A 17,891-nucleotide genomic window follows, 5' to 3' on the forward strand; every position below is an offset into this window, starting at 1 on the left:
ACACAGCCTCTACAGAGATGATCCGCGGATGGGGAGCGCACGGCATCATCCTCCTCGCCGGCGCGTCCGTCGCATTTGCCGTGCTCGCTTTAGTCAGTCGCACGATCACGCGACACGTTGAACCCGTACGCACTACTGGGCTGGGGCTGTTGTCGTCGGCCATGGTGCTCGCGGCTATCATCGGTCTGAGGACAAAAAATTTGGAGTGGAAGCTGGTTCACCTGCCACCGTGGCGTGACATAATCATAATGGTCTACATTGGGGTCGCCGCGACAGGAGGGGCGTATCTCGCTTTCGTGGTCGGAATGCAACGCTGCCGTAGTGCATCCGTAGGATTGACCGCCACAATGATTGAGCCAGCAATCGCCGCTCTTTTGGCAGCCCTGATACTGCACGAACGGCTGACGCCAGGAGAGGCGTTGGGTTGTGCATTGATGATTTTGGCGATGATCGTTCTTTCGCGACGAAATAGGCGAAAATAACTGTCGGTTTGGAAACTGCCTATGCTGGAAGGGCATTGGTGATTACGGTTTTTGAAATCTAAGTACAGCGATGCAGGACATGGCGAGCATTATACCTGCGCCGTAGCTTGAGCCGTCCGGATGCCGCAGAACGGTCGCATCAGACCAATAACCGCAGTTCGATGGAGTCAACATTCAGTTCGGCTTGGAGGCAACGGGCGCCCTCGGCTTTCCGCCCACAAGGAAAGCTATGGGACCCAGTTGATCGAGCAATCGCCATAGAGCCCATGTCCCTGCATAAACAAAGATGACCAGCAAAATGAACTCGGCCCCCCACGGCGCAGGATATTTTGCTGCCACGCTAAGTCCCACCAAGGTCAGTGGGAAGTGCAGCACGTAGAACGGGAATACCGCCCTATTGAGCTCGGGAAGTATTCCGCCGGGGCTGACGAGGAACCTGCCTGCCAATCCCATGGCCGCAAGGCACCAACTCCAGGCCGTGGCCGCTTCGACAATGGAAAAGACCGTTGTTCTCGGCGGGTGAAGACCTCGGGGAATCCAACCTCCCGCGGCTAAAGCCAGCCCGGTGTCGACGTCATCTATGAGAGCAAGCGCAAGAAGCGCTGCCTTGACGATGAAAAGGGCGACCGCTGATCCGAGCAACCACCAGGCATACCGTCTGACCCAGTCAAGAACGCGCCTATGATCTGCCCCGATCAGATAGCCCCCCAGAAAGAAAATCAGGTAGAGCACGAATTGATAGTTGTCGCCCGTCAGGGCCGGCGCATACGGCTTGAGCAGAACAACGGCTGCCGCTGATGAGATGAGCAGCGTCGCAAGCAAGAAGCGCGGTTGTGGTGCCGCTTCTGCAAGGCGCTTCCTGAAAACGAAGGCCGGCCAGCAAAGCAGGGTGTAAAGCGCCAAGCTGATAAGAAACCACAGATGCAAAACCTGCCGTGGATCCGGTTCTGTCAACCATTTCCACCAAAAGGAGCCCAACCCGGCCGCGTCTCCGTTCATTAGTGCAATGGCATAACCACCAAAGACATTGAGGATGGCGGTGGCGAAGACGAGAGGGGTAAGCAGGCGCAGGAGGCGCAAGCCGATGAAACGGATCCCCGTGCCTTTCCCCGTGAGAAACCAGGTCCCGAGCCCGGCAATCAGGAACAACGACGGAAGCCTCCAACTGTGGCTCCAGTAAATGAAGAATTTCATCCCGTTGCCGGCCAAGTGGTCGTTGACGAACCCGTAAATGTTGACACCCCAGTCCACGAAACCGATCGCAACATGGAACGGGACCAGGAGAGCGAACAGCAGGACGCGCAGCCAATCGAGTTCAACCCTCCTTGTCATGAGCGTCAGCCTTCTCCCCGCCAGTTGCCTTTGGCATGCAGCATACCATTCCCTTGCTGCTTTGGAACGGGCCTGCCGCCGTCGTGCCTACGCAGGTGATATATCCGACTAGCAACGGTTCATTTGTACAGATCATCTGCTTACTTACTGCGTAGCTTTGATTTCCCGCACTAGTTTTACTACGGTCTTAACCGTGGCCGCCACAGGATAGCGCTTTCAATCATTACCGCCCTCTTTAGAATAGTTATTTTTTCCCGGCCATAGCAACCAGTCACGGACATAATTTTTTTCTACTGAAGTTTTCATCACTAGAATCAGGATGGCTATAAATAAAAAACACCAGATTTCGGGTATCTCCATTCGGCTTATCCGTCAGAGGTGTAGCAAGCCGAGGGCCAATCAGAAAAGAATATAGCGTGAATCGCTATGATCCCTAAAGAAATGGTATAATCAATCCGCTATTAACGTATGCTGGATAGGTCGTGAGAAGCTTGGTCCAGCCATTGCCCGCCAGGACGTTTGTCATTCCATTCACCGGCAAAAGCCAGGCGATGTGCCTGCTACGCCACACCGAACAATAACGACGCACGCAGAATGCTTCCCAAAGAAGGTACCCTGCCCCACTGTTCCACCAGATAAGGCTGCGGAGCTGACCCAATCCACTTTCTTGCAGCGAAGTGCTGCGCTCAAAAAGCACCAAGGGTTTGGGTCTGCGCGGTGTGTACTTTCATTTTGCATTGCTATGATATAACGGATGTAACCCGCGCTAGATGGCGCAGTAGCATTGGCCAAAGCGTAGTAGGAATTGCGCGTATTGGGACGAGCATGAGCGCGCCGAAACAAAAGACCGGGCCGGCACGTCGTTTCACGTGATGAGTCACTTCAGGTTGAACCTAAAGCATCAGACTGAGCGCCAAAACCATCGAATAGAACCATGCTAAAGTACAGAGACCATTCCGGAAACAACACTTTTATCGGCTCTATTATTACCTAATACAAAACGAATTTAGTCTGCAATTTTTTTTCTTGACACGTTATGGAATGCTCAAACGACAAGCGTCAACGGGCAATGGGACTATTATAAACCTGCTCATTACGCCACCTTATTGTCCTTTGTATTACTTGAGTATTGCGGTATCCATTTGAAATAGCCATATTTAAAGTACAAATTATCACGGCGCTCTTAAAATACGCGATCAGCATTCAATTAATTCTTAAATTCTAAAATCCCTGTGGTAGATTATGCAGAACGCTTGTTGCTCCGTTTATCAGTTCTGCCGAATCGAGGCTTTACATGCATCGCACTGTTGGTCCGTCCATTACCCGTCGCACGGCGCTTGCAGCTGGAGCCTGCCTGTTTGGCGGCCCGGCCCTTGCGCAACCCGTGTGTAAGCTTGGGCTCCCGAACCACGTCAAAGGTCCTGCGGTCTGGCAAGATCTGCACCAGGACGAGCTCGATGCTTCTTATAACCAAGAGTTTTATCAACCCCACACCGACGCTATCAACTCGCGCCTGTCCGGCCTGAGCTATGAACTGCGAACGCGGCTTGGGTATCCCGAACGAGTTGACTATGGAGAGGGTCCTGACGAGGCCATGGACATCTATAAGGCACCTGAATCTGGCGGTCCGGTCTTCGTCTTCGTCCATGGTGGGATTTGGCTCTATCTCGATGCCAGCTATGCAGGATTTGCAGCTGAGATGTTTCTCGATCGAGGAGCAAATTTCGTTTCACTGGACTTTGCGCCCGTAAACGAGCTCGAAGGAGACCTTGCTCGTCAGGCTGATCAGGTTCGGCGCGGAATTGCCTGGGTCGTGCGGAATGCCAAGAGTTTTGGGGGCGACCCGGCGCGCGTCTATATCGGGGGGCACTCATCTGGAGGCCACCTTGCTGCCGTGGCGCTGACGACTGATTGGGCGGGAGAGTTCGGTCTTCCGACAGATGCGGTCAAGGGTGGCCTGTGCATGAGCGGGATGTACGATCTCGAGCCTGTCCGTCTGTCGTGGCGAAGCCGCTATATTGCTTTCACAGATGCCATGGAGGATGCGACGAGCCCGCAGCGCCATCTCGATCGTATCACGGCCCCTGTGGTGGTTTCATATGGGACCCTGGAAACTCCAGAGTTTCAAAGGCAGGCCAAGGATTTTGCCGCGGCGCTTGAGGCTGCTGGAAAGCCGGTGCAACTGATCGTGGGTCAGAACTACTTCCATCAGGACATGTGGGAGACACTCGGAAATCCTTACGGACCGAATGGTCGTGCAGCGCTGGCCATGATGGATCTCGGCCCATGATGGGCAAATGCAAGTCCACTGAGTTTTTGTAGGCGGCGAAAGAAGTTCGGCCTGTTCGAAGTAGATTTCATCTACGTCCGACAATCTGGTCGATACCCAAGCCCCGACACCGGAGGAACAGCATGGACGCAAATCAGTTCAAAGCCGCCATCGGTGGCATGTCGGAGGGTGACCTGCTTGAGGTGATCAACGCTCTTGAGCGCGCCCGCACTCACGCGTTGCAGCTGAAACACAGTGCCCGCCTGCCTGAACGTGCCGCCTTTGGAGCTATCGCGGTGGACTTGGACTATAGCCTCGGCCTTATCTGTCGAATTCTAGCCGCGCAGCACACCGCTAATGATACAGAGGCCAATGATGAGCAGGCTGGTATGCAGAGCAACTACTCTGCGCGGGCTGATCCCAAGAATTCAGGCCCTGCCGTCTACTTTCCGTGAAGGACGCTCATATAAAGTTGGCGCTGAGCAATCCGCCACATATCGCAAAGCTTGAGGTGTCACATGCCGAGTAAAACCACGGCTCCCGACGCCGTTGAACTGATTGATCACCTGTACGCCGCGCTTTTCGGAGAAGCGCCGTGGCAAAATTTTGTGGATCGATCCTGCAGTCTCCTGCCTAACGGCAGGACCGTCCTCTTCTATCAGGATAAAACATCAGGCGCGGGGGCAATGTCACTTACGGCCGGCCTTGACGCTGGCATGGTGAAAAAATTCAATGACCACTATCACAGTGTGAACCCTTGGATCGATCATGCAATGATCAGACCCCTCGGAAAAGTTCTGCAGGCCGATGAAATGCTGGCGCGAGCCGATCTGAGGCGCACCGAGTTTTTTCAAGATTATCTTCGCCCTCAAGACATCGAAACCGGTCTCGGTGTGACCCTTCATCGTCAACAAGGGCTTCACGTGTTTTTCAGTATTGTGAGTGCAGATGCGACGGAGGAGCAGATCGCATCTGCCAAGCACTGCACCACCCTCCTTGTGCCCCATCTGTACCGCGCTTTTCGCGTTCAGGGCGCTGGCATGAAGATGGTGGGAGGGCTGCAGTCAACCTCCGAAGGTGTACTGCAGATTGACGCCCGGCTACAAGTCGTCGCGGCAGATGCCAGGGCGCTGCTCCTTTTAGCTGAAACAGATGCTCTTTGCGTAGGGCCGGTGGGTCGTTTGATCTGCAAGGATGCCAATCTCCTGACTTGTCTACAGCATCAATTGAGCTCAGAAGATCCGACGGCCGTTCAGCATGTGTATGTTAAGCGCAAGGAGGGAGCCTTGCCGCTGCGTATCTGTCTCTATCGCCCCGGGAACGTTGGACGAACGTACCTTTCGGGTTCGCACTGTTTTATGCGTCTGGAGGACCCTGCTCTGAGCCTGCCCGAAGGCGCGCGCCGTTTTTGCTCTATCCACGGCTTGACCGACGCGGAGGCGGTCATTGTGTCAGGCATCGCCGCCGGTCACACTCTCGCTCAAATTGCGGCTGTGCGGAAAACCTCGCAAGAAACCGTTCGCACCCAGCTCAAAACGATTTTTTGGAAGACAGGCTGTCATCGGCAAGCGGACATCATCCGACAGGTGGCAATCATTGCGCAGAGCAACGACACTTATTTGACAGCTTCACCTATTAAGCCGCAGTGATGTGCAAATGGACGTCTTAACGGATATGGCTTAAGATAAACGCAACGCGCCGTGAAGCTTAGGACCACTATTGCCATATCCAAGGGATGGCATTTAACGAGATTTTTTGAACTTCCGTTGGGGGAAATAGGATGACTTAAATTCATCCTTATTTTGAATCGCCTTCAATTTTAAACAATAAATATGTGCCCTTATATAAATCGCATGTTCGCTTTAGGGTTTGGCCGCGCTAATACTTAAGTGAATCCCTCTAAGCGATTTTCCAGGTTGCAGCAGGCAGTTTTTGGAATTAGTAAAATTGGGCTCTAAGCCTAAAAGTTGCACGGTCTAGATGAGACCTAATCGTCCGTTAACTTTAAATCGGAAGCAGATGTGAGCATGCCGTCATCAACAACCTACTTAATACTTGGAACGGCTGTGGTCGCGGAAGTCATCGCGACGACCGCACTCTCGCGATCAGAAAATCTGTCCCGGCTTGTACCGAGCGTGATTACAGTTTGCGGGTATTCCGCCGCGATCTGGTTGATGTCCTTCCCGATGCGCGTCATGCCTACAGGCGTAGTCTACGCTATTTGGTCAGGCATGGGTATTGTGCTAATTACATGCTCTGCTTGGATATGGTTTGGCCAAAAGCTTGATGCTCCAGCGATGGTTGGCTTAGGTTTCATCCTTGTGGGAGTGCTGATCGTAAACATTCTATCTGAAACCGGTGTTCCCTAGCGCTACCTCCCGGAGGCATCCCCGCGTGGCATAGGCTATTTGATTAATCGTTGACAGTTGTTCTCGCCGCGGCCGAGATGGCAATGCAAATCAAATCGTCGAATCTGTCAACTATGTTTCAGGAGCATTCAATGACTCTTGAAGTTTAGCGAAATCTCACTCTCAAAACTAAGTTTTCGCTTGTGTGGCGGCATGCATAGCTCCCACGAAGTAACGACTGCCTTTTATTCCTGTTTTTCGAGACATACCCCATTCGGGGTATTCATGCGTTGCATGTCACACCCTAATGTCAGTGTAGCCTTCTCTTAAAGCCACACTGCCCCGAATACGTATAAGTGTCAGCGTTGCCGGAATTAATTCGCGAAGGCTTTTATGAGATTTTGTGTGTGTAAATGGAGTGTCTTTCATGATCGAGTTGTTGATAAGTGCCTGCGCGCTGTCTACTCACATCGCCCAGCCCCCTCCCCAGTGCCGCGATTTCAGCCTCTTATATGACCCTCGAGAGGTCAGCATCGTGACCTGCATGATTCACGGACAGCCCCAAGTCGCAATGTGGAAAGAAACGCATCCGACGTGGCGCGTAAAGCGCTGGCAGTGCAGAACGCGCGATCTTCGCGAGAGCAGGGCTTGAGCACGCCAAATTGCCCCCAACACGCGGGAGCAACACTAATGTATGCTCAATCAATGAGAGGACAGGTCATGTGGGCTCCTATATTTCAGGGGATTGTTATCTTGATTGCAACGGCTTTCCCCTCGTTCGGGAACGCTGTGATTGACTTCGACCGAACGGCTGGAATGTTCCTGGGTCGGGGCTACGATACTATCGCAGGTCGTGTCAAAGGCGACTGTGTGAAACGGACAGAGTTAAGTCTAGTCGGCGATGGCAATGAGGTGCAAACGTGGATTGGCATCTCAAGCGTTGAATCACACTTACAGTTGGCTAAGACGGCTGGCCTCGCTTCCAACGCTTCCTTTGCGGGAGGGAGGTTTTCCATCGGCAGCAAAGGGTCATTTCTGGACGACATAAGTCTGAACGACTATTCGGTCTATGTCTTGATGCACGCACAAGTCGTCAATGCCACCCGGGTTATGCTAGAGTCCCAGCTGACGAAAGCGACGTACGATCTGATCCGGGATGCCGGTCCGGAGGCCTTTCACCGCCGATGTGGCGACGCGTTTATCAGCGGCTATACAACTGGGGGCGAGTTATATTCTGTCATCGACATTAAAACAAATAGCGACGAAGAGAAGCAAAGTGTAAAATCAGAAGTAGGAGGAGCTCACGGAGCATTCGCTGCATCCGACGAGCTTATGCATACCCTAAATATAATAAACGATAAGGCTGACTTAATTGCGCTTGTCTATCAGACCGGTGCGGCGGCTGTGGTGGAGGTTGCGCCGCATGCGTCAATACAAAGTCTAATGAACTTTGATGCTGATCTACACGGCCAAAATGGATTTTCATATAAGGCCATTATTACCCCCTACGAAAGCATTCCACTTCCGCCAAATGTATCGCCGATCGATATTGGCTATGCGCAAGAGGTTGTTGATAAGCTCAGCAGATACCGGCTTCAAGCATATCAAAAAATAGCCAATCTTGAATATGTGATTAGAAATCCGGCTGAATTTTTCAGCCCAGATCTTGCCGACCTGTCGGCGGCCATAATGTTGGTAAAGGAGGATGTAAGGAAGGTCGATAAGGCTGCTCGGAATTGTGCGCGCAATGCGCGAAACTGCGCGTTGCCTCCATCCCTGGCACCTACCACTGTAGTCCTTCCCCCGCGCTCAAACGCTTTTCCAGAATTGGCCTCAGCCCGAGCGGCAGAGGTTGACAGGCTACGGTCCGAGGCGACAGAGCGCCTTGCCGTCGCAGAGGCCGCCCTGCTCGAGCTTGAAAGGGCTATGCATGAGGCCGAACGGCGGCAGATCGAGGCACAAGAGGCCCGCAGCAAGGCAGAAAAAAGCCAACGGCGCGCAGAAGAAGTGCGCAGGAAGGCAGAAGCGGTGGAGAGAGCGGCAAGACGTGAACGGGAGGAAGCCGCAGGACGCGAACGGGAGGAGCATGAGGTTGTCGAAGCGGCAGTAGCGCAACGCGAAACTGTCGAAGTGCTGCGAAAAGTCTTGAGAGGCATCAGCAACCCCTCAGACCCTGCTTTGCAAGATCTTTTTGACTGGTAACAGAGATGGTCGTAAGCGCGACGCTGATCCCCTCCTGCCGCTTCTGATCTGACCGGGCCATTCTCCGTGCGCATGAGCGTCGGAGGTATTGGCTTGGAACGAGACGGCAAAATGGGTGTCCATTTGGACGGCTCAAGGGGCGGCGGGGTTTCGCGGCTGGAGGTGATCGAGGGTCCGACCGGGCGCAGGCGACGCACGAAGGCGGAGCGGGCCCGGATTGCGGCGGAAAGCCTGTTTCCGGGGGCTTCGGTGACGGATGTCGCGCGGCAGCACGGGACGACGCGCTGGCAAATTGTTGGCTCTGACGCGGAAGAACGTCCTCTTAGCCGGCAACGAGGTCGGCGCAGAGAACTGGGCCATGCTCGCCTCTCTCGTCGCCACCTGCAAAATGGCTGGCGTGAACCCCGTCGACTATCTCACCGACACCCTCCGCGCTATCCTTGACGGGCACCCCAGATCCCGCATCGAGGACCTCATGCCCTGGCGCCACATGCAGCCGTCAAGCCTCACCACATAGGGCCGCGACGTTGCGCTTACATTTTCTGGCGTCCATCCTCCTGGAAAGGATGGATCACAAACAGATCGTCTTGGGAACCCCCTGACCCCAAGTTCTGCAGAAACGCTCTAAAGCGTGTTTCAGAACGGGTCGATGGAGTGACGTTGCACGGATGCGCTCCTCCGATCCAGCAGCGGCCCTGCGTCTTGGGCCGATTTTATGACACCAGCCGCCTGCGCTGCCCTGTTGCAACACCCTTGGCAATCGCGGCGGCGATTTCGGCACAAGCGGTGATGCCCTGAACGAACGGCCGGTCGTGCATCAGATAGGGTATCGAGGCCATTGTCAGCCGACCGGCGAAATCCCCGACCCCGATCAGGCTATAGTCGGCGGCGACCTCAGGAAACTCAAAACCGGCCTTTAGCAGGGCGGCGCGCAGGGTTGGAAAGGGCAGATCCTTGCTGCTCAGCGGAACCTGTCCTCGCGCGTCGATGAACACCTCGAAGACATGGGTCTGTCCATTGGCTGTCACCATGCTGCAAGACGCCTCTCGAGTCAGGTCATAATCCGGCCCTAGAGGCAGGATCGACAGTACACCCGCGTCGCGCAGCGCCAGGACCCGGCGGATTGATTCAGAGGGCACGGCGGCGTAATTGTCGACGAAGACTTTCTTGAGGCCCGCATCCAGCCTTGTCCGATCGGCGTCGGGCAGGTCTGCAAAAATCTCCTCGACCACCTCGTGCATGCGAAGGAGCGCATAGCGCCATGCTACCGTAATGCGGTTGGCCTTGTTATGTTCGACCTCGACAAGATTGTCGCGGGCACATTGGAACGGGTCTGCCCCCTCTCGCGCGGCGAAATAGGCAGAGGCAAAGCTGTCGGCATCCAGCCCACCCAGACCGATGCGCAGCGCGAATGCCGGATCGGCTCGCATGATCTCGGCCCGGATCAGATCGAACAGCGCATCGAGGGGGTGAGCTTCGGATAGGCATGCGGTCGCGGCAGGCAGGGTCATGAGCGACAGCGGCTCATAGGGGATCGGGCAATAGAAGTCGGCCTCGGGCAGGATACCCGACCGCGACATCAGGGTGATCTGCAATCCCGACGCATGAGACTCAAAGCGCAACAGCCCATCTGACCGGCGAAAGCGACCATGCTGGTTGGCTACTGCCATGACCGCATCGATGGAACTGAGCGAGGTGCCCATGATGCCCACAGCCACGGCGGGGACCTTGGCCTCGATCAGGCCCGACCACGGGCTAGGAAAATAGCTGCGGCTGGCGGCATCGTCATCAGGGAACTCATGGCCTGTCGCCAGAATGACCCGGTCGAACGGTCCCGCCGCACCGCCGGAGGTCATGAGAAGCATCCCGTCGCCCTGCGGCACGACATCCAGCACCTCGGTGGATTCCCGGATTTCGATGCGGTGCCCGGCCCCCTGCGCGCTGTCCACCAGAGACAGCAGCTGATCGCGGAAATACTCGCCTAGAAGCAGCCGGGGCGTGAACAGCCGGTCATCAAGATTGTCGGCCTCCAGCCCATAGAACGCCAGCCGATCATCCGGCTGCGCCTCTAGCCAGTCCAGATAAGGGGTGACGACGGGCGGGATCTCGATGCTGGCGATGTTGGCCAGCATCCAGTGGTTGGCAGTCTCGGGTGAATAGGGCATGCCGATCCCCGCCTTGTCCGACCGCTCGAACAGAGTGATCGCCAGATGCTGACTTTGTCCGGTCAGATGCTGCAGGGTATAGATGCCGGTCGGCCCCGTGCCGATGATCGCGATGTGCTTAATCATGTCTGTCCCGAAAAGATGCACTTGAACGCGCGCTGTCTTCCCAGGTTCCGGGGCAGAAGGACGCACCATCCGGCCCAATAGCCCAGTGAAATCGCTAGCCGGATGGCAACCATCTGCGACCGGCTCCCCCGGGTCATGGGCGATGAAGTCCACCCTGAATAAGGCCTGCGCCGAGGCTCCGCGCAAAGCGCATGTCGGACCCTTTCATCCACCGCAATCCGTCGGTGCAGACCCGGACAGGACGGACCTTTCGTCAGCCCCCTGCCCTTCCAGCCGACGGATTGCCCACCGAGCTATCCGGATCGCCTTGGGGCCAGATCCGGCACGCGCGTCCTAGAAAGCGCGACCAATCTCGGCGCGCTCCATGACCAGTTCTGCGCTCACAGCATCGCCTAGGTTTCGATGAGCACAAGGCGTGTCACGTCTGATTGGTCTTACGTGTGAAACATTGCGACTTCCGAAAGTCGTCTTTGGCGGCGGGCATACCGAAGAATCAAGTCGCCGCGGTCCTGAATCATTTCCATGCCACGGGCGAGGCCGCCGACATCACGCCAGTGTCTGAGTATGAGACGGCAAGGTCAATCTATGCCGGGATGGATGCCTCTGTCCCTTCCGGGGATTTTCATAGCCCTGTGCGCGCTATCTTATCTCTCTTGGCGTTCGGATCGTGGCTTGGGAGGACCAGGCGGCTATTGTCCATGACTCGACCTCCGGTCTGCTTGTCTGCCCTTAACAGGAGCTAATGCAACTCCTGCCGGGGTTGCGCCACTGGTCTATCAAGGGCGCTCTGCAGCCTTCCTGTAAACGGTGTTCTTGTCGCGTTTGCCAACAGCGATGACCACCACAACCAACACGTCATCACGAACTTCGTAGACGAGCCGAAAGCCTACGCTGCGCAACTTGATCTTGTAGCGAACTTGGGAGCCTGAGAGCCGGGATGAGGGGACATGCGGCTCCTCAAGCCGCTTGGCGAGGACTTTCTTGAACTGCTCACGAACCGGGGCGCCAAGCGCCTCCCATTCCTTGCGTGCCTCGATTTTGAAGGAGAGCTTATAGCTCATCCAGAGACACCGTAATTTCTGGACTGGCCGCGCGGGCATCTGCAAGGGCATGCAACTCAGCATCCTCAATCGCTGTGAGCATGGCCTCGTATTCCGCCGCCGGTACGCAATAAAAAGCTGGCGCATTGCGGTTCAGAATGGCGACTGCACCGCCATGGCCGGCTGCGATCGTGCCCATGGGGTCGCGTCTGAGTTCGGTGACACTGGCCGTCACCCCGGCATGGATCATATAAGCCATAGTTTTCTCGCTAAAGATGCCCTCAGTAGTGCGTTTTATAGCACATTTTGATGCACTCTTCAATGACCTATTAAGCATGGTCTATCATCATACCTCTTTCGCAAAGTGATTGCTAAGCAGAGAGAGATGTACGTTTTTGAAGATGTTTACGCGAACAACAGATATGTGCGCCCCCGCTGCTCCTGCAGAAACAGCTATTAATTGGGCCGGGAGAATTTGCGAAAGAAGCCGGTGAAAACTCCGGCTTCCTTCGCCCGTTGTCGGTCAGATCGCGTAACGCAGGATGGCAGCCAGGTCGGCATCCTGCGGAAGGTCGCCTCGGCGCACGGCAAGAACTCGCCCGCCATTTGCCAGGACCCTCCCTACGATCTCGTCAATCACGCCATAGCTGACTGCGCTCTCACTCTCCTCGAACGTCACCTCGCCCGTGTCCTCGTCGACCAGACCGGGCATGACGCTGTCCATATCGACCAGCAGCGTATCGACAGCGCCAAAGGTCGCGGCTCGCGCCGCACGCGCTACCTGTGCTGTCGCTCGGCCATCATTCTCGCGCTCAGCATAAAGTGCCCCAAATTCGGCGACCATCTCGGCGTTCAACTGATCGACGATCTTGCGGGCATCCGCTCCAAGATCATGCGCGGGAATGCGCACGGGGCTGGTCTCGATCGCCGACTGCGCCAGATGGGCATAGCTGTTGACGGACCGATAGAGCGACAGCAAGGGCTCGGTTGCAGCCAGGATCAGAGGCTCGGACCGGCCCGACAGCAGGCCGCGGAGGGCCGCATCGACCTGGCGGCAATACTGGCGCAGATGGTGCTTCTGCCCCTCGCCACCGCCCTGACGGCCGGAATAGCTTCGCGAGTTGACGTTGGCGGTGCCAGCGACCGAGGTCGCATCCCGGGGCAGGTCCGGCACCCGGATCTCTTGCGCAGGCTGATCGCCCAGCACTTCGATCACCCGCACCTCGTTTTCGGCCAGCGCTAGCACAAAGGCATGTTGCGGCATCGAGACCGCGCGCAAGAGCGGCTTGAGGTGGAAGCGGTCCGAGACCTGAGCGGTTTCTGTCAGGTGATTTGGCAGGCGATAGGTATGCAGCGCGTCCGGCGTCACGAACACGGCCAGCGTATTGGCCTGCACGCGCCAGAACGCGTCGTCGTCCATCAGGTCGTTCAGCTGTTCCTCGATTGGCCAGATCGTGCGCTTGGCGGCGCCGGCCTCTTCCAGCTGCGCTACGGCCTCGGCGGTCAGTTGCTTGAGGCGGGTGCGGGCGGCATCGATATGCTGGGTCTCGGGTGTGGCCTGAACATAGAGGCTGATGAGGGCTTCGCCCCGGGCGGATACGAGCCTGCTAACTTCGGCTTGCGTTGGAATGTCGACATACAACATGGTCGCGTAACTCCATCTAGAAAGGGACAACATGCCTCCCACGTCCCCACCATGACCGCAACCGGCACTGGGCGTAAAACCGAGGGTTGGATATTCACACTTTTATCAGCGTGGTATTGAGGGTGGCTGGGCCATCTTTAGTGGAGGAACTAAAAGAACGCCCCGCAAATAACTCTGACGGTTTTACATAACTTAGAGTTTAGCAGCGCTTAGCAGTCAATCAACTACAAGGTAAATAACACTGATGAGATATTATTACAACCTTAGGTAAATATATTAGATGGATCTGTAACTCGAAGAGCTTTATATCACTCTGGCTCGAGGTAGATGCAAATCATTAATATCAACGTGACTGTGAGGGAACATTAAACACTTTCATCTGTTAATAATGAAATTTATATTCGATGCTTATTGAAAAATACCGCCGAGACCCAGATGAAGTAAATGTAAGCCAAGAAAATGATGCTTTTAAAAGTGTTGACTTGAACACCTATAATATCTATTCCAACCCTCCACGGGGCAAGAAAAAAATATTTTGGAAGATGAATGAGAGACCAACCTGAATACGTCATTGCTGTTGTCACAGGCGCAAGTTCTGGGTTGGGGCGAGCGCTTTCGTTTCGGCTAACCGCAGAAGGCATACATGTGGTTGGAATTGCCCGGAACAACTTAGATCTGGCGGAAACAGAACGCGGCTGCAAAGAGGGCAAGTTTACCCCGATATCCTGTGATGTGTCAAACTCCGCCCAGATAGAAGCTATTGCAAAAAGTATCGAAAAATCAATCGGCCCAGTTTCCATTCTTATCAATAATGCCGCACTTTGTGTCGAACAGGATTTTTTGGGAACATCGTCTGATAAGATTGCCGAGCATGTTGCAATAAACTGTTTGGGACCCCTTTACGCAGCAAAAGCTTTTATTCCGCCGATGTTGGCACGCAACCATGGGCGTATCATCAACGTCGGCAGCTTTGCGGGGGACGATCCGCTTGTCGGCAAGATGGGGTATTCTGTCTCAAAAGCCGGAGCTCGTGCATTTTCCAAAGGCCTAGCCAAAGAACTGGAAGCATTCCTTCCCGCAGTAACCGTGAGTGAATGGATTCCAAGCATAATGTCGACTGGCATTGGGCGCCCTGAGGGAATATCACCGGACGAAGCAGCATACTGGGGTGCTGCACTCGCATTGGATTTCAGGTTAGAGTATCACGGACTTACGTTTCTGAAAAACAAGGAGTTGATTGAATGCCGTTCGTTTCGCAACCGCGTTCTTGACAGGGTATTTTTTCGGCCTCAAAAAGTCCCTTATGTGTTGGAGCCCCGTACGCGTCACACCTCACAGAAAGCATTTTGATTAATTATCACGTCTATTTCTCGCGGAATATAATAATTTTTATCACTTATGGGTAGTTCCTCACCCCGACTAACATTGATGACAGTTTAGAATTTATTGTCGTATTTTTCGAATGATCCTCTGCTGCAGGTCAGGCGCTCCGGATTTCCAGTATAGTTGAATAATAAGCGGCTTGAGTTGGTAGGCTATTTGCTTTGTCGAACAACATCTGATCTCTCTCGACGCTTGCTTGGCCCGCAACTACTTAACATGAACGGCAGGATGACCCGAGGCTCTGGCGCTTCCCCGCGCCTCAGTGCCTTTCGGTTCGAGGTCATACCTGATGATTCTGCTTCGCGTCATTTTGATCAAGAGCCACGGTACGAAGACGGATGAGGCGGTCTCGCAGCTGCGCCCTAGAAAAGGGCTTTTGAAGCCTCGGACAGGTATCGTATCGCGCGTCGATCTCCGCATATCCAGTAGACAGCAGAAACGGGATGTCCAGCAGAGTCAGTCGGTCGACGATCGGGTAGCTCTTTTCGTGCCCCAGGTTCACATCGAGTACGGCGAGATCGATCTGCTCCAGGTCAATCAGAGCGAGTGCCTTTGCCGCTGTGGCGGCAGGACCGACAACCTTGCAGCCGAACTCCTGCAGCATGTCCTCGATGTCGAGACAGATCAGCATCTCGTCCTCGACCAAGAGGATGCGGGCATCCTGGAGGATGTTGGTCATACGGTCATCTCCGGAAGGGGCATGCGGATCTCGCAGATCAAGCCTGCAGGGTCGTGGACAATCTTGACGGCGCCGTCCAACTCGTGGGCCAAGCCACGCTCCAAAAGGAGCGTCCCGAAGCCTTTGCTACTGGGTGGCACGACGGCGGGCCCCTCTTTCTCGACCCACGTGATGCAGAGCGTGTCGTCGCCGATGTCGCGCCACCGGATCTCGATCTTCCCGACATCATTTTTCATCGCACCGTATTTGACCGCGTTCGTGGCGAGTTCGTGAATGCCCATGCCAAGGGCCAATGCCAGCTTTGGTGTCAGCTGGATCGCCTCGCCTTCAAGAAGAACTCTGCCGCTCATGGCGATCTCCCCTAAAAAGGGAAGCAGGCCGGTAGACACGACAGACTCCAGGCTGACGTCCCTCCAGTTCTTCTCCATGATCAAGCTGTGGCTCTTGGAAAGAGCCAGCAGGCGACCCTCGAAGACGTTCCTGGCGGCGTCAGTGGCTTCTCCGCGGAACGTCTGCGTCGCAATGGAGCGTACAGTGGCGAGCATGTTCTTGACGCGGTGGTTAAGCTCCTGGGCCAGCAGCTTCTGGTGAGCCTCTGACCGCTCACGTTCCGCGATCTGCCGCTGTGCTGCGGTGAACAGGTTGGCGTTGTCGATCGCAATGGAGGCTTGCGCGGCGATCGACGTCACGATCCGCTCACTGCGCTTGCTGAAAATGCCTTGTTCCGCATGTCCGAAGATCAGCGCACCATGGATTTCTCCGGTCCGCGAGATGACGGGCACGGCGAGATAACTTGTCACCGGCAGATGCCCGGACGGCAGGCCATTGAACGGGACGTTCAGCCCGTAACGCGGGTCACTTCTGACATCGTCGAGCCTGATAGCTGTGCCGCCGACGAATGTGGGCCCGAAGATCGCCGTGTGCCGAGGCTGAGGGAATGCCGAGAAGGCTTCGCGAGGAGCGCCGGAGAGCGTGTAAAGGTGCATCGCTTCCCCCTCCTTCACCGTATTGTAGAAGAAGGCGCCGAATTGTGCGCCGGAAAGCTCGGTAGCGGCGTCGGTAACGGCTTGGACGATCTCTTCAAGATCAAGGGTTCCGGCAAGCATAGATCCTGTCCGGTTCAGCGTCTCCAGCGTCCGTGTTTCTTCCTCGAGGGCCCTGTGTGCTGCAAGCTCTGCGCTAATGTCCCGGACCTCAACCACCGTTCCTACAACCACGCTGTCGCGCTCGAGTGGGCTGGCCGTGTATGCGACGTCGTAGAAGTGGCCGTCCCTGTGGATGAAGACGTCGTGCCCGCGCTGCCTGCAGGACTCGGGGAAGGCCCGATCGATCGGGCAGTCTTCGATCGGGTAATGACTACCGTCAGGATGGGTGTGGTGGATGAAGTCGTGAAGCGGGCGCCCCTGAAGCTCTTCCAGCCTGTACCCTGTGAGCTCGACGGCAGCCGTGTTCATGTAGATGCAGCGCTGCTTCTCATCGAGAACGAACAGTGCGCCGCTTGCATTCTCGCACACCGCCTGGAGCAAACCGATATCGGAAGGTCTATCTGACTTGGTTTCTTTGAAGTTGCTTATGTCGTCGTTCGCCATCTTTATTCGATACTGCCTATGGCCGTTTTGAAGGATACATTTTAGCCAAAATACCGGCACCGTCGAGGCTGCTCAAGACTTTAGCCCTCAGGCTTTTATCTTCGTCAGCCTCACCGATGATTGACGTCCTATCAATGACGTCCTCAAATAAGTACCCCGGAAACTGGGCGGCTCGGTCAGTAGCCAATTGGAATGACGGCGTCGGATATTTCCAGTGGAAGCTGAGAAAGCTGAGAAAGCTGAGAAAGCTGAGAAAGCTGAGAAAGCTGAGCCGTATTCTCAAACCGAGAATATGCAAACGCTAAAGGTGCTGGAGGCGTAGGTTTCGGTAATATAGATTTAAAATAGAGTTCTACATCAAAGCTACCGTCTTCTTTAAAGATCGGTCCAGAGAGGCTCAGCATATCGAAAAAATCAGCACCAATGAGTGTCATAGTATCCCCCCCGAGATAATCAATCTTAGGTTGATAACGTCAAGATTGCAACACTTTGGATACGCTTGTTTCTGTTCTTGTAGTAGCGGTTTCTGCAAGAGCTATCATTTATCATGGAACCTCTTTTGTACGATATCGCACAGAGAGAAAATTGCACGACATGCACTAAAAGCTCTATTTGGATATAAGTTTGAGTA

General features: G+C 55.0%; 16 protein-coding genes and 1 pseudogene. 8 read left to right on the forward strand and 9 right to left on the reverse strand.

Annotated elements, in window-relative coordinates:
- The first annotated feature begins 17 nt into the window (after positions 1-17).
- Complete coding sequence (locus E4191_RS24260) at positions 18-482, forward strand: DMT family transporter (protein ID WP_228461804.1); 465 nt, start codon at positions 18-20, stop codon at positions 480-482.
- Positions 483-656: 174 nt separating this feature from the next.
- Here E4191_RS24260 and E4191_RS17255 read toward each other — a convergent pair whose 3' ends face one another.
- Together E4191_RS17255 and E4191_RS23860 are read right to left on the reverse strand one after the other, a co-directional pair.
- Positions 657-1,814, reverse strand: coding sequence for an acyltransferase family protein (locus E4191_RS17255; protein WP_139615711.1), 1,158 nt, complete (start codon positions 1,812-1,814; stop codon positions 657-659).
- A 216-nt stretch (positions 1,815-2,030) separates the two neighbouring features.
- Positions 2,031-2,174 (reverse strand): hypothetical protein, encoded by a 144-nt coding sequence (locus tag E4191_RS23860; protein ID WP_176562787.1) that lies wholly within the window; start codon positions 2,172-2,174, stop codon positions 2,031-2,033.
- A gap of 934 nt (positions 2,175-3,108) precedes the next feature.
- Here E4191_RS23860 and E4191_RS17260 point away from each other — a divergent pair.
- From E4191_RS17260 to E4191_RS24270, 6 genes and pseudogenes are all read left to right on the forward strand, one after another.
- The gene (locus tag E4191_RS17260; RefSeq protein ID WP_139615712.1) at positions 3,109-4,104 is read left to right on the forward strand and encodes an alpha/beta hydrolase; all 996 of its coding nucleotides are present in this window, start codon (positions 3,109-3,111) and stop codon (positions 4,102-4,104) included.
- 122 nt (positions 4,105-4,226) lie between these two features.
- Entirely contained in the window at positions 4,227-4,538 is a 312-nt protein-coding gene (locus E4191_RS17265; protein ID WP_139615713.1) for a hypothetical protein, read from the forward strand.
- 63 nt (positions 4,539-4,601) lie between these two features.
- Complete coding sequence (locus E4191_RS17270) at positions 4,602-5,732, forward strand: helix-turn-helix transcriptional regulator (RefSeq protein ID WP_139615714.1); 1,131 nt, start codon at positions 4,602-4,604, stop codon at positions 5,730-5,732.
- Positions 5,733-6,110: 378 nt separating this feature from the next.
- Positions 6,111-6,452, forward strand: coding sequence for an SMR family transporter (locus E4191_RS17275; protein ID WP_135818592.1), 342 nt, complete (start codon positions 6,111-6,113; stop codon positions 6,450-6,452).
- 849 nt (positions 6,453-7,301) lie between these two features.
- Positions 7,302-8,633, forward strand: coding sequence for a hypothetical protein (locus E4191_RS17285; RefSeq protein WP_139615715.1), 1,332 nt, complete (start codon positions 7,302-7,304; stop codon positions 8,631-8,633).
- A 295-nt stretch (positions 8,634-8,928) separates the two neighbouring features.
- Positions 8,929-9,150 (forward strand): annotated as a pseudogene (locus E4191_RS24270) (transposase domain-containing protein); the annotation flags it as partial.
- 196 nt (positions 9,151-9,346) lie between these two features.
- On the opposite strand, the gene E4191_RS17300 reads toward E4191_RS24270, so the two are convergent.
- From E4191_RS17300 to E4191_RS17315, 4 genes are all read right to left on the reverse strand, one after another.
- Positions 9,347-10,921, reverse strand: a complete 1,575-nt coding sequence (locus tag E4191_RS17300) for an FAD/NAD(P)-binding protein (protein ID WP_139615763.1) — start codon at positions 10,919-10,921, stop codon at positions 9,347-9,349.
- Positions 10,922-11,700: 779 nt separating this feature from the next.
- Positions 11,701-11,985: a type II toxin-antitoxin system RelE family toxin gene (locus E4191_RS17305; protein ID WP_139615716.1), complete on the reverse strand. Its 285-nt coding sequence runs from the start codon at positions 11,983-11,985 to the stop codon at positions 11,701-11,703.
- A complete protein-coding gene (locus E4191_RS17310) occupies positions 11,975-12,223 on the reverse strand; it encodes a type II toxin-antitoxin system Phd/YefM family antitoxin (protein WP_139615717.1) in 249 nt (82 codons plus the stop codon). The genes E4191_RS17305 and E4191_RS17310 overlap by 11 nt, the downstream gene beginning before the upstream one ends.
- Before the next feature lie 264 nt (positions 12,224-12,487).
- Complete coding sequence (locus tag E4191_RS17315) at positions 12,488-13,609, reverse strand: baeRF11 domain-containing protein (protein WP_139615718.1); 1,122 nt, start codon at positions 13,607-13,609, stop codon at positions 12,488-12,490.
- 546 nt (positions 13,610-14,155) lie between these two features.
- Here E4191_RS17315 and E4191_RS17320 point away from each other — a divergent pair.
- Positions 14,156-14,959 carry an SDR family NAD(P)-dependent oxidoreductase gene (locus tag E4191_RS17320; protein ID WP_139615719.1) on the forward strand — a complete coding sequence of 268 codons (804 nt, stop codon included), beginning with the start codon at positions 14,156-14,158 and terminating at the stop codon, positions 14,957-14,959.
- A gap of 313 nt (positions 14,960-15,272) precedes the next feature.
- Here the strand turns inward: E4191_RS17320 and E4191_RS17325 are convergent, their stop codons facing one another.
- The 3 genes from E4191_RS17325 to E4191_RS17335 form a co-directional block, all read right to left on the reverse strand.
- Positions 15,273-15,671: a response regulator gene (locus tag E4191_RS17325; RefSeq protein WP_139615720.1), complete on the reverse strand. Its 399-nt coding sequence runs from the start codon at positions 15,669-15,671 to the stop codon at positions 15,273-15,275.
- Positions 15,668-17,260 (reverse strand): sensor histidine kinase, encoded by a 1,593-nt coding sequence (locus E4191_RS17330; protein WP_139615721.1) that lies wholly within the window; start codon positions 17,258-17,260, stop codon positions 15,668-15,670. Before E4191_RS17330 ends, E4191_RS17325 begins: the two co-directional genes overlap by 4 nt.
- Positions 17,261-17,436: 176 nt before the next feature.
- The gene (locus tag E4191_RS17335) at positions 17,437-17,694 is read right to left on the reverse strand and encodes a hypothetical protein (protein ID WP_139615722.1); all 258 of its coding nucleotides are present in this window, start codon (positions 17,692-17,694) and stop codon (positions 17,437-17,439) included.
- Positions 17,695-17,891: the final 197 nt, after the last annotated feature.

This window comes from Paracoccus liaowanqingii (genome assembly GCF_004683865.2).
Taxonomy (GTDB): Bacteria; Pseudomonadota; Alphaproteobacteria; order Rhodobacterales; family Rhodobacteraceae; genus Paracoccus; species Paracoccus liaowanqingii.